General features: G+C 70.5%; 9 protein-coding genes. 5 read left to right on the top strand and 4 right to left on the bottom strand.

Annotation, left to right across the window (positions count from 1 at the left end; all coding sequences use genetic code 11):
• Positions 1-1,752, top strand: a 1,752-nt coding sequence (locus VK923_19295; protein HSJ46826.1) for a bifunctional sulfate adenylyltransferase/adenylylsulfate kinase, incomplete at its 5' end; no start/stop codon positions are given.
• A gap of 259 nt (positions 1,753-2,011) precedes the next feature.
• On the opposite strand, the gene VK923_19290 is transcribed toward VK923_19295, so the two are convergent.
• Positions 2,012-2,569: a macro domain-containing protein gene (locus VK923_19290; protein HSJ46825.1), complete on the bottom strand. Its 558-nt coding sequence runs from the start codon at positions 2,567-2,569 to the stop codon at positions 2,012-2,014.
• A 111-nt stretch (positions 2,570-2,680) separates the two neighbouring features.
• On the opposite strand from VK923_19290, the gene guaA reads away from it, so the two are divergent.
• From guaA to VK923_19275, 3 genes are all read left to right on the top strand, one after another.
• On the top strand, positions 2,681-4,261 hold the full coding sequence (guaA, locus tag VK923_19285) for a glutamine-hydrolyzing GMP synthase (protein HSJ46824.1): 1,581 nt from the start codon (positions 2,681-2,683) through the stop codon (positions 4,259-4,261).
• A 142-nt stretch (positions 4,262-4,403) separates the two neighbouring features.
• The gene (locus VK923_19280; protein HSJ46823.1) at positions 4,404-6,260 is read left to right on the top strand and encodes a DUF2207 domain-containing protein; all 1,857 of its coding nucleotides are present in this window, start codon (positions 4,404-4,406) and stop codon (positions 6,258-6,260) included.
• On the top strand, positions 6,241-7,485 hold the full coding sequence (locus tag VK923_19275; protein HSJ46822.1) for a hypothetical protein: 1,245 nt from the start codon (positions 6,241-6,243) through the stop codon (positions 7,483-7,485). The genes VK923_19280 and VK923_19275 overlap by 20 nt, the downstream gene beginning before the upstream one ends.
• 229 nt (positions 7,486-7,714) lie before the next feature.
• Here VK923_19275 and VK923_19270 read toward each other — a convergent pair whose 3' ends face one another.
• Positions 7,715-8,194: a hypothetical protein gene (locus VK923_19270; GenBank protein HSJ46821.1), complete on the bottom strand. Its 480-nt coding sequence runs from the start codon at positions 8,192-8,194 to the stop codon at positions 7,715-7,717.
• Positions 8,195-8,497: 303 nt separating this feature from the next.
• Here VK923_19270 and VK923_19265 point away from each other — a divergent pair, with 303 nt between their 5' ends.
• On the top strand, positions 8,498-10,729 hold the full coding sequence (locus VK923_19265) for a UvrD-helicase domain-containing protein (protein ID HSJ46820.1): 2,232 nt from the start codon (positions 8,498-8,500) through the stop codon (positions 10,727-10,729).
• 20 nt (positions 10,730-10,749) lie between these two features.
• On the opposite strand, the gene VK923_19260 is transcribed toward VK923_19265, so the two are convergent.
• The gene (locus tag VK923_19260) at positions 10,750-11,493 is read right to left on the bottom strand and encodes an alpha/beta fold hydrolase (GenBank protein ID HSJ46819.1); all 744 of its coding nucleotides are present in this window, start codon (positions 11,491-11,493) and stop codon (positions 10,750-10,752) included.
• Positions 11,494-11,837: 344 nt separating this feature from the next.
• Positions 11,838-12,371 carry a hypothetical protein gene (locus VK923_19255; GenBank protein HSJ46818.1) on the bottom strand — a complete coding sequence of 178 codons (534 nt, stop codon included), beginning with the start codon at positions 12,369-12,371 and terminating at the stop codon, positions 11,838-11,840.
• Positions 12,372-12,496: the final 125 nt, after the last annotated feature.

Below are 12,496 nucleotides of genomic sequence, written 5' to 3'. Positions count from 1 at the left end.
ACATCTATTCGCGCGGAGCGATACATGACTGCCCTGAACCCGCCGCACGGTGGAACGCTCGTGAACCTGCTCGTCGATGACGCACGGGCGCTGGAACTGCGGAAGCAGGCCAAGGCCTGGCCGTCCTGGGACTTGACGCCGCGCCAGCTGTGCGACCTCGAGCTGCTCCTCGACGGTGGGTTCTCGCCGCTGCGCGGGTTCATGACCGAGGCCGACCACGCCAGCGTCCGCGCCGACATGCGGCTGACCGACGGCACGCTGTGGTCGATGCCCATCACGCTCGACGTCGACGCAGACACCGCCGAGGCGCTGGCGCCGGGTGGGTCCCTGGCGCTCCGCGACCAGGAGGGCGTGATGCTGGCGGTCCTGCACGTCGAGGACGTCTACCAGCCCGACCGCGTCGCCGAGGCCGCGGCGGTCTTCGGCACCACCAACAGCGAGCACCCGGGCGCCGAGCACGTGCTACGGCGCACCCACCCCTTCTACGTCGGCGGGACGATCGAGGGTGTCCACCGGCCGGTGCACTACGACTTCGTCGACCGCCGCCTGACCCCGGCGCAGCTGCGCCAGCGGTTCGACGACCGAGGCCTGGACCGCGTCGTCGCCTTCCAGACGCGCAACCCGATGCACCGCGCGCACCAGGAGCTGACGCTGCGTGCGGCCCGCGATGCCGAAGCCGCGCTGCTGCTCCACCCAGTCGTCGGCATGACCAAGCCCGGTGACGTCGACCACTACACGCGCGTGCGCTGCTACGAGGCGCTGCTCGAGACCTACCCCGACCACCTCGCCGAGCTGTCGCTGCTGCCGCTGGCGATGCGCATGGGTGGCCCGCGGGAGGCGCTGTGGCACGCCATCATCCGCAAGAACTTCGGCTGCACCCACCTGATCGTCGGTCGCGACCATGCCGGCCCGGGCAGCGACTCCAACGGCACGCCGTTCTACGGCCCCTACGACGCCCAGGAGCTGCTCAAGAAGCACACCGACGAGTTGGGCATCGAGATGGTGCCCTTCCAGCTCATGGTGTACCTGCCCGACAAAGGGCGCTACGCGCCAGTCGACGAGGTACCCGCGAGCACGAGGACGGCGTCGATCTCCGGCACGCAGCTGCGCGAGAAGCTGCAGACCGGAGAGGAGATCCCGAGCTGGTTCACGTTCCCGGCCGTGGCGGAGGAGCTGCGCCGCACGCATCCGCCGCGTGACCGCCAGGGCTTCACGGTGTTCTTCACCGGGCTGTCGGGGTCGGGCAAGTCGACGATCGCCAACGTGCTGCAGACCAAGCTGCTGGAGCTCGGCGGCCGGTCGATCACCTTCCTGGACGGCGACCTGGTGCGCAAGCACCTGTCGTCCGAGCTCGGCTTCTCCAAGGAGCACCGCGACCTGAACATCCGCCGCATCGGCTTCGTCGCGTCCGAGGTGACCAAGCACGGCGGCATCGCGGTGTGCGCACCGATCGCGCCGTATGCGCAGACTCGCCAGGACGTCCGCGACATGGTCGAGGCCGGCGGCGGGTTCGTCCTCGTGCACGTCTCGACCCCGCTGGAGGTGTGCGAGGAGCGTGACCGCAAGGGCCTGTACGCCAAGGCGCGCGAGGGGATCATCAAGGAGTTCACCGGCATCTCCGACCCTTACGAGGAGCCGACGGACGCGGAGCTGACGATCGACACGACGACCTGCTCGCCGCAGGAGGCCGCCGCCCGTATCATCGGCTACCTCACCGCCGAGGGCTACGTGGCAAGCTCGGGCCGCAGCTGACGCCGGAACGCAGTGGCGTCGTCGGTCCGTCGGCGACACCATCGCGCGGGTCAGCCGGTGCACCACGTCGATCAGGTCTGACACGGCGTGGACCGGCGCGCCCTCCAGGCGTCCAGGCTTCCGGCAGGTCGTCGAGCGGCAGCATCAGCTCGGGTCGCCGGGCGCCGGCCTGGTCGGGGCTGTTGGCCGGGAGGTCCGTGCGTCGCGCCACCCGGATGAAGGCTACGCAGCGTCCTGATAAGATTACATGTTCCAGATGTCACGGAACATGTCTGAGCGCCTCCGAGAACAGCTCCGCGGTGGCCGCGTCGTAGCCGACGAGCGCAACGTCCCGGATGCTGCGATCGGCCCCGGACAGCCAGGTCGCGCACGTGCGGGCGATGACCGCGGTGGCCTCCGGTGGCGGGTAGCCGAAGATCCCCGCGGAGATCGCCGGCAGCGCGATCGATGTCGCGTCCGCGCCGTCGGCAGCGTCGAGCGCCGCGCGCACCGCTTGCTCGAGCAACGCGGCGTTGTTGTGGTCGTCGCGATACCGCGGGCCGACGACGTGGATGATCATCCGCGCTGGCATGCGACCTGCGGTCGTCACCGCGGCCGTGCCCGGGCGCACCGGTCCGTGCTCCGCGACCCAGTCGTCCGACTCCCGCTGCACCTCGTCGCCGCCCGCGCGGGCGAGCGCCGCCGCGACCCCGCCGCCGTGGGCCAGACGCTCGTTGGCGGCGTTGACGACGGCGTCGACGTCCAGCGTCGTGATGTCGTCATGCATGACCCGGAGCACGGCAGCGCCGATCTCGCGGCGGGTCGGTTCATCGGTCATCATCGGCTCCTCGCGTTCGTCGCCCGGCGGGCAGGTGGTTGCAGGTTGGGTGTCCGACGTGTCTACCCTGTGGACGAACGTCAACGCCCGATGCCCCAGGAGGGCCGGCCCGTGGTGACCTCCGCACACGACACCGTGCTCGTCATCGATCTCGGTGCCCAGTACGCCAACGTCATCGCGCGGCGGGTCCGCGAGCGGCACGTCTACAGCGAGATCGTGCCACACGACATCACCGCCGCCGAGGTGATGTCCCGCGCGCCCGCCGGCATCATCCTGTCGGGTGGTCCGACGTCGGTCTACGCCGACGACGCGCTGCGGATCGATCCCGATCTGGTCACGTGCGGCATCCCTGTGCTCGGCATCTGCTACGGCCATCAGCTGCTGGCGCAGGAGCTCGGCGGCGAGGTCACGCGCACCGGGCGCGGCGAATACGGCAGGACCATGCTGCGTGCCGACACCGACAGCGTCCTGCTGCGCGGTCAGCCCGCCGACCAGACCGTCTGGATGAGCCACGGTGACGCGGTGACCCGCGCCCCCGAGGGCTTCCGCGTGATCGCGAGCACCGCCGACACGCCGGTCGCGGGCATCGAGGACCCTCGGCGTGGACTCTACGGCGTGCAGTACCACCCGGAGGTCAGCCACACGCTGCTGGGCGGCGTCGTGCTCGACACCTTCCTGTCGCAGATCGGCGCTCGGCGCACGTGGACGGCTCACTCGGTCATCGCGCAGCAGGTGGAGGCGATCCGTGCCCGGGTCGGCGGCGACCGCCTGGTCTGCGGGCTGTCCGGTGGCGTCGACTCGGCCGTCGCCGCCGCGATCGTGGCCGATGCCGTGGGAGACCAGCTGACGTGCGTGTTCGTCGACCACGGCCTGCTGCGCCACGACGAGCGCCGCCTGGTCGAGGAGGCGTTCGGGGCCTACAGCGACAGCAGGCTCGTCGTCATCAAGGCCGCCGACCGCTTCCTGGAGCAGCTCGCGGGCGTCACGGACCCCGAGTCCAAGCGCAAGCGGATCGGCGCCGAGTTCATCCGCGTCTTCGAGGAGGCGGCGCGCGACCACGCCGGGGATGCGCGGTTCCTGGTGCAGGGCACCCTGTACCCCGACGTGATCGAGTCAGGCCACGGCTCGGCGGCGACGATCAAGAGCCACCACAATGTCGGCGGGCTGCCCGACGACATGGCGTTCGAGCTCGTCGAGCCGTTGCGCTGGCTGTTCAAGGACGAGGTGCGCAGGGTCGGTGAGGAGCTCGGCCTGCCGCCCGAGATCGTGTGGCGCCAGCCGTTCCCAGGTCCAGGCCTGGCCGTGCGGATCATCGGCGAGGTGACCGCCGAGCGCCTCGACCTGGTGCGGGCGGCGGACCGCGTCGTGCTCGAGGAGCTGCGCCGCGCCGGGCTCGACCGGGCGGCCGTGTCGTATGGCGAGCGCGACGCGGACGTCGAGCACGTCTGGCAGTCGTTCGCCGTGCTGCCGGACGTCCGCGCCGTCGGGGTACAGGGGGACGAGCGGACCTACGGATACCCGATCATCGTGCGGGCCGTCACGAGCGAGGACGCCATGACCGCGGACTTCGCTCGTCTCGACTGGGACGTGCTCGAGCGGATCGCAAGCCGGATCGTCGGCGAGGTCGACGGGGTCAACAGGGTCGCCTACGACATCACTTCCAAACCGCCTGGGACAATTGAGTGGGAATGACAGTGTGAGCAGACGGCGGCTGGCAAGGATGCGCTCGGCGCGGGATCGTGCGAACACCCCGGACCCGGTGCTCGTGAGGCCGACGCCTGGCCAAGCCGGAGCGTGGCGCCGACGGTCCCGCGCCGCCCTCACAGTCGTCGCCGTGGTCCTCGCCGCCGCGGTCCTGGTCGTGCTCTCGACCCCTGGCACGTCACGTTCGCAGGCCAGATTCGAGCGCATCGGGGAGCTGCGGATCAGCGCCGAGGTGTCCGAGGACGGGTCGATGGAGGTCGTCGAGGAACGCGAGTTCGTCTACGACGGCTCGTTCCAGGGTGCACTCATCGAGATCCCGCTGCGCGACGGGCAGCGCGCGAGCCTGACCAGACTGACCGACGACCGCGGCACCACCTACACGCCCGGGGCATGCTTACCGGACGGCGAGAAGGTGCCGGGGGCGTATGACCTGCAGTCCGACGACGTCGTCTTCCGCGTCGTCTGGTGCTGGCAGCCTCCGCCGACCGACACCTCCCGCACGATCACACTGGCTTACAGGGTCGAGGGCGCCGGCCAGCGCCACGAGGACGCGTCGGAGCTGTACTGGCAGTTCGTCGGCGACCGCTGGGACACGTCGACCGACGAGGTCATCGTCAACGTGACGCTGCCCAGCCATGACCTGCGCTTCTGGGCCCACGGGCCGCTGACCGGAACCGTCGAGCGCGTCGAGCCGAACCAGGTGCGCATGGCCGTCGACGACCTGCCGCCCAACACCTTCGTCGAGCTGCGCGTTCTGATGCCGCCCGAGGCGCTCGCGTCGGCTCCGAGCGACGGCAAGACCGTGCGGGACGACGTCCTCGCCGAGGAGCAGTGCCTGGCAATCGCAGCGAACGCGGACCGGGCGCGGGCGCGGGGCGAGGAACCCGAGCAGGACTGCGATCCCGATGCGGACCGCAAGCTGGCGTTGAGCGGCCTGCTGGGGCTCGGGCTGGTCGGTGGCGGCGTCGGCTGGTGGCAGGTGTTCCGGCGGCACGGCAGGGAGTATCCGCTGCCGCCCGAGGTGGCGGAGCTGGACTACGAGCACGCACCACCGAGCGACCATCCACCCGCCTTGGTCGATTACCTCCTGAACTGGGGGAGCGTCACCGACAAGGCGCTGATCGCCACGATCATGGATCTCGCGCGCCGCCGCCACGTGGTCCTCCGCCGCGAGATGGTGTCGCGCGAGCGTCTGCTGCGCGGCGACGTCGAGGAGCCCGTCGTCGTGTTCGAGCGACGTTCGGAACCGGAGCGCGGATGGGAGCGCGACGTCATGGAGCTGCTGTTCGACAGGGCCGCGTCGGGCGGGACGAAGACCACCGACCGCGCGCTGAAGTCGTGGGTGTCGTCCAACCGTGAGGACGCCTACCGCTGGTGGCAGTCCTGGACGTCGGCGGTCACCCGCGACACGACCGGCGAGCACTGGATCGAGGCCAAGCACTGGATCGGGGTGTCGGGCGTCATAGGCGCCGGCATGCTCGCGGCGGGCGTCGGCGCCGCTTTCCTGGGCGCAAACATCGTGCTCGGGGTGGTGACGGGTGCCGCCGGCATCGCGATGGCGGCCGCAAGCCCGCTGATGCGGCGCCGGACGCCCGAGGGCCGCGTGCTCGAGCACCGCTGGCGGCGGTTCGGGGCGTACCTGACCGACTACAGCCTGATCCCGGAGCGGGGCCCTGAGTACCTCGCGCTGTGGGGCGAGTGGCTGGTCTACGCCGTCCCGCTCGGGGTCGCCGAGACCGTGACGCGTAACCTCAACTCGAAGCTGTCCGAGGCACAGCTCGAGGAGGTCAGTGGCGGCTGGTACCCCATCATGTGGTACCACGGCCACCTGTACGGTGGGTTCGACGCCGGGTTGTCGTCGATCGCCGAGGCGATCCCGACGAGCCAGATCGCGTCGTCGCCGGCGTCGTCAGGCGCAGGCGGCGGTGGCGGGTTCTCGGGCGGCGGCGGCGGCGGCGGTGGCGGCGGTGGTGGTGGGTCGTTCTGACGAACTGGCGGGCACGCGTCCACCGCCGTTCGCCGCGGATACGTGTGACGTTCGGGGACGTCGGGATACCGACGCCGCCGGTCCGCCGCACAGTGCCGGAACCGGGCTCGGCGACATCTCGCGTCGTGGACGAGGATGGAAGGCCGTCGAACTGCGTCGCTCCGATCCGTCGTCGCCCGGCATCGCCCGCCGGGGACGCGGCCGTGGCTTCGAGTACTTCTGGCCGTCGGGTGACAAGGTCACCGATCCCACCGTGCTCGATCGGCTCCGCGGCCTGGCGATCCCGCCGGCATGGCGGGACGTGTGGATCTGCCAGCACCCGAACGGGCACCTGCAGGCGGTCGGGACCGACGACGCGGGCCGCCGCCAGTACTTGTACCACCCGCACTGGCGTGTGCGGCGCGACGCGGCCAAGTTCGACCACATGCTCGACTTCGCGCGCCGGCTCGCTGACCTCCGCGCCTTCTGTGTTGCCGTGCTCGACGGGCGCAACGGGCTTGACCGGGAGCGGGTGCTGGCCTGCGCGGTGCGGCTGCTCGACCACGGCTTCTTCCGCATCGGCACCGAGCGCGCCGTGGAGGAGGACGACCCGGTCGGCCTGACGACGATCCGCAAGGAGCACGTGTCGATCCGGTCAGGCGACACCGTGGAGTTCGATTATCCGGCCAAGGGCCGGAAGCGACGCGTCCAGTCGCTGGCCGACTCCAGCGTGGTCGAGGTGGTCGGCCGGCTGCGACGACGAAGGTCCGGTGGTCCGGAGCTGCTGGCGTACCGCGAGGGCGGCCGGTGGGTCGACGTGACCGCGGCCGACGTCAACGAGCTGATCAAGCAGCACTGCGGCGTCGAGAGCTCGGCCAAGGACTTCCGCACGTGGAACGCGACCGTCCTGGCCGCGGTCGCCCTGTCGGTCAGCGGCACGCTCGGAAACGCGACCAGGCACAGGAGGGCGATCACGCGAGCGTGCCGCGAGGTCGCGCACTACCTGGGCAACACGCCGACCGTCGCGCGCAACTCCTACATCGATCCGCGCGTGTTCGACCGCTTCTCCAGCGGCTGGGTGATCGACGTCGTGTCGTTCGCCGACGAACATGCGGGGTTCGGCGTGCCCGCATACCAGGGCGAGCTCGAGAAGGCCGTGCTGGACCTGCTCGCCGAGGACACCGATGCCGCGGGCGTGGTCGCCAAGGACGAGCTCCTGGGCGACCTCGAGGAGGTCGCGAGCTAGCGTCTGTCGTCCGGTCCCGGCCGGCATTCGGTCCCACCGGCATTCCGCGTTGCGGCTCGCGCCGACACGGGCCCCGGTGCTCGTTGCGAACAGCGCCGTGTGAGCCGGCGCAGCTGCCCTGGTCGTCGTGCCGTGGGCGCCCTGTGCCGTTGGGTGTCGAGCGTCAGCGGGACGACCAGCCGCACGCCCGGTCCGAGAGACATCCCTGGGAGCGCCGAACCATGCGCTCCTAGTCGCTGCTGCCGCCGCTGGCCGCATCGGCGTTGAGGCGTCGCAGCCAATCGCGCTCGTCGTTGGACAGCACGCCGGCGTAGGCCTCCTCGACGGCGAGTGCGGACACGACGTTGCTGGGCAGGACGGCCCATCCGGCCAGCGCGGCCTCGGTGCGCCGCAGCACCTGCTCGGCGGTCGCGTCCCACGGCGCGGCGACTGAGGCGCCCGCGCGCAGCGTCTGGCGGTACGACTCGACGTCGCTGCGGATGATCAGCGCGATGATCGCGACCTGTTCGTGCTGGGCGCGGATCTTGCTCAGGGTCTCGAGGTCCTGCGGGGACCGCACGGTGAGCACGACGGCCTCCAGCCCGCTCGGCGGCTCGGTGTCGAGCTGCTCGTCGGGGTGCTCCCACTCGTCGACGTCATGTCCCGCCTCCCGAAGGACGAGCGCGAGCCCACGGCGGTAGATCGGAACAGGGTCGGCGACGGCGATCATGTGGATACCTCCCGCGGGGATCACCGCGCACAGGCGCGGTGCGTACGTGTGAGCACTGGCCAAACAGTCTGGGCGTACGCATCCTCCTACGCAGCCTGATCTTTTGGACACCATTGAGGACAGGTCGAGGGTCTGTCATCACCCTGCGTGCCCGCCCGATGACGCATCCACCCGCGTTTCCGGCACGATGCAGGGCGGGTGCTGTCTGGGCCGTGTCGCCCACGCGGTTCACAGTCCGCCGTGCAGTTCGCGCGAGCGATGTGGATCGTCCGGCGGTCTCCGCCACCTACACTCGCTGTGCTCATGACTTCCACGCCGCTGTTCGCCGATCCGTCCAACGAGCTCGTCGAGGGCCTCAACCCCGCACAGCGTGAGGCCGTGCTGCACGTCGGCGGGCCTCTGCTGGTCATCGCCGGCGCCGGGTCGGGCAAGACCCGTGTGCTGACCCATCGCATCGCGCACCTGATCCGCGACCGTGCGGCCAACCCCTACGGGATCCTGGCGATCACCTTCACCAACAAAGCCGCGTCGGAGATGCAGCAACGCGTCGCGGACCTGATCGGCGACCGTGTCGTCGGCATCACGCGCGACGACAACGGACGTGTGCGCCGCCGGCGCTGGGGCGGGATGTGGGTCTCGACGTTCCACGCCGCCTGCGCCCGGCTGCTGCGCTCTGAGATCGCACGCCTCGGCTACGAGCCGTCCTTCACGATCTACGACACCGAGGACTCACGCCGGCTGCTGGCGCAGTGCATCGACGAGCTGGGGCTGGACCCCAAGCGGGTCACGCCACGTGGCGCGGGCGGGGTGATCTCGAAGGCCAAGAACGAGCTGATCGACTTCGAGGCGTTCTCCCAGCAGGCGATGGACTGGTACGCCCAGCAGGTCGCCCAGGTCTACCGGCTCTACCAGGACCGCCTGCAGCGGGCAAGCGCACTCGACTTCGACGACCTGCTCACCAAGACCGTCGAGTTGCTGCAGCTGTTCGACGAGGTCCTCGCCAAGTACCAGGCCCAGTTCGCTCACGTCCTCGTCGACGAGTGGCAGGACACCAACCACGCCCAGTACGTCCTGGTCCAGATGCTCGCCTCCGAGCACCGCAACCTCGCCGTCGTCGGCGACGCCGACCAGTCCATCTACCGCTTCCGGGGCGCGGACATCCGCAACATCCTCGACTTCGAGCGTGACTTCCCAGACGCGACGCGCATCACGCTGGAGCGCAACTACCGCTCGACCCAGACGATCCTCGACGCCGCCAACGCGGTCATCGCCCACAACACGCAGCGGCTCGAGAAGAGGCTGTGGACCGACGTCGGCCAGGGCGAGCAGGTCGTGCGCTACACCGCCGAGAACGCCCACGACGAGGCCGCCTTCGTCGCCGAGGAGGTCAACCGGCTCGTCGAGGAGCACGGCTACGAGCCCGGTGACTGCGCCGTGTTCTACCGGACCAACGCGCAGTCACGTGTGCTCGAGGAGGTCCTGATCCGCACGGGCACGCCGTACCAGGTCGTCGGTGGCACGCGTTTCTACGAGCGGCGTGAGATCAAGGACATGCTGGCCTACCTCCAGTTGCTGGTGAACCCGGCCGACGACGTCGCCGCCCGGCGGGTCGTGAACGTGCCGCGTCGGGGGATCGGGTCGAAGACCGAACAGGTGCTCTCCGATGTCGCCCTGCGGGAGCGGATCACGTTCCTCGAGGCGTGCAGGCGCGCCGAGGAGCACCCGCAGCTCGGTCCCCGCGCCGTCAACGCCGTCGGCGAGTTCGTGGCGGCGCTCGATACGCTGGGCGCCGCCGTCGACCAGCGCCCGCTGCCCGAGCTCGTCGAGCTGACGTGGACCGTGACCGGGTACGTCGCCGAGCTCGAGGCACAGCGCACCATCGAGGCGCAGGGTCGCATCGAGAACGTCCAGGAGCTGGCCAGCGTCGCGGAGGACTTCGTGTCGCTGCAACCCGACGCCACGCTCGCCGAGTTCCTCGAGCGCATCGCCCTGGTCACGGAGGCCGACACGCTCGATGACGCCGACGAGCAGTCCCGCCTCGTGCTGATGACGATGCACAACGCCAAGGGGCTGGAGTACCCGGTGGTGTTCGTGATCGGCATGGAGGACTCGGTGTTCCCGCACTACCGGGCGCTGTCGGACCCCGACGAGCTCGAGGAGGAGCGCCGGCTGTGCTACGTGGCGTTCACGCGGGCTCGCGAGCGCCTGTACGTGACCAGCGCGTGGAGTCGGACGCTGTTCGGGGCGACCAACGCCAATCCGCCATCGCGGTTCCTGCGCGAGATCCCGTCCGACCTGATCGAGGTCCGCCGGGACCAGGGTGGGCCGAGCCGCCGGGTCGTCGCGCGCGAGGACGACGCGGCCGAGGAGGGCGACGAGTTCGCCGTCGGCATGCGGGTCCTGCACCCGCGGTTCGGTGAGGGCCGCATCCTCGAGCTGTCCGGCGTGCCGGGCAGCCAGGAGGCCATGATCGACTTCGACGGGTCCGGCACCAAGCGCCTGCTGCTGACGTACGCGCCGCTGATCCGGGCCTGACCGTACCGCAGCGGCACACGTCAGGCGGCGGTCCCGTGCTCCTCGAGGCGCGTCAGCAGGTCGGCGAGCACCGAGCGGGACAGCAGCAGCGACAGGTGGCCGATGTCGCGAATGCGGACGTTGGTGGCGTCGAGCTCGGGGGTCAGCAGCTTTGCGCTGATCGCCGGCGTGATCATGAAGTCGAGGTCGCTGTAGTACGAGATCCACCGCGCGAGCCCGGGTCGGGACGTGCGTTCGAGCTGTGTCAGGTAGTCCGAGCCCGGGCGGCACTGCTCGGCGGCGCGGCCCACGCCCAGCCACGCCGAGTAGGTGCCCCGGTGCGGTGTGCCCATTGTTATCACGGTGTCGACCAGGTCGTGGCCGCCCAGCTCCTGTACGTACTGCCGCGCCACGAGACCACCCATCGAGTGGCCGACCAGCACGCAGGAGTCCGCGCGGGTGTGGTCGACGACCTTCTCGACGACCGGGGCGAGGTGGCGGGCGACCTGGCTGAGGTCGCTGGTGACCGACGGGTAGTCGAACGTGTGCACGGGCCCGAGACCGGCTCGGCGCAGGACCCGCTGCATCAGCAGGAACGCACTGCGGTTGTGCACCCAGCCGTGCAGCAGGATCACCGGGCGGCGAGGGATCGTCGGTCCGGCCGGCTCGTGGCGGAACGGCAGGGGCGGTAGCAGGCCGAGCGGGTAGGTCGTGACGTGCACCGACGTGAGCAGGGCCTCTCGGAGCACGCCGAGGTACGACGCCGGCCGGAAGAGGCTGCGCACGGCCGCTCCCGCCTGCCGGTGGAGCGCACCCGTGAGCGATGCGCCATGCGGACCAGCCGCGCTGGCCCTCCGTGCTGCATCGGTTGTCACAGGCTCGCTGCTCACCGGCCCCTCTCAAGCTGGTGCGCGTCCCCCGCTGTCATCCATGGTCGCATTCCGCCAGATGTCCGGCCATCGCACGAGGAGTTCGGGGTGTGGTCATCTGTTCGGGGTGGGGGACATGGTTCGGACCAGGCACGAATTACTGCCACCACCCCGAACTGTGGGCCCCACCCCGAACCACTGCACCACCGTGAACTGTCGGCCCCACCGCGTGGCGGCCGCCGGCTCAGGTGCGCGGACCGTCAGGGAGTGGGGCAGACGTCCGACTCGGCGCGAGGGTCAGCCTCGAGGCGCGTGCCCCGGGACGTGGTGTCGGCATAGAGCACACCGTCGTGGACCTGGGCAGGCAGCCGCGTCAGCGACTGTCCTGTGCCGCCCACCAGCCGACCGTTGGGCTGCCAGACCTGGCCGCCAGGGGAGATCAGCCTGGAGCGCGGCGCGCACCACGTCACGGGTGCGGAGGGGGCCTCGAACACCGCGACGCCACCCGTGCCACGCAGGACGAGCACGGAGCGGTCGTCGTCCACAGCCAGCTCGCCCGCGCTCCGCGGATCGATCCGCGACAGCTCGCCGACAGCGACGAACGGCGGACCAGGTGGGCCCGACCGCGCGAGGAGCAGCACGCCGCCGGCGACGAGCACCAGGGCCCCGGCGATCACCGCGGCGATCGCCCACTGCAGGCCCATGGGCTCGCGCAGGATGATCTTGCGGGCGCGCTTGGCCGCCCGCGGAGGCAGGTAGCCGCGCGGACCATAGTCGGGGTGCTCGTCAGCCACGACGTCCTCTCTGATGCGCCCAGGCTATGCCGCGTCATGCGCCCGTTTGTCCACGACCTGGCACGGCTATGCTGCGGTCACATCGGCCGGTGTGACCTCCCACACACGGCCTCGTCGGTTGGAAG

This window comes from Euzebyales bacterium, from assembly GCA_035461305.1.
Classification (GTDB): Bacteria; Actinomycetota; Nitriliruptoria; order Euzebyales; family JAHELV01; genus JAHELV01.
The sequence above is the reverse complement of the archived record's forward strand: the minus strand, read 5'-3'. Positions and strand labels throughout refer to the sequence as shown.

Excerpts from the sequence above, each read along its gene's own strand:
- VK923_19290 (HSJ46825.1), bottom strand. The coding sequence starts at position 2,569 with ATGACCGATGAACCGACCCGCCGCGAGATCGGCGCTGCCGTGCTCCGG.
- VK923_19265 (HSJ46820.1), top strand. The coding sequence starts at position 8,498 with ATGACTTCCACGCCGCTGTTCGCCGATCCGTCCAACGAGCTCGTCGAG.
- VK923_19270 (HSJ46821.1), bottom strand. The coding sequence starts at position 8,194 with ATGATCGCCGTCGCCGACCCTGTTCCGATCTACCGCCGTGGGCTCGCG.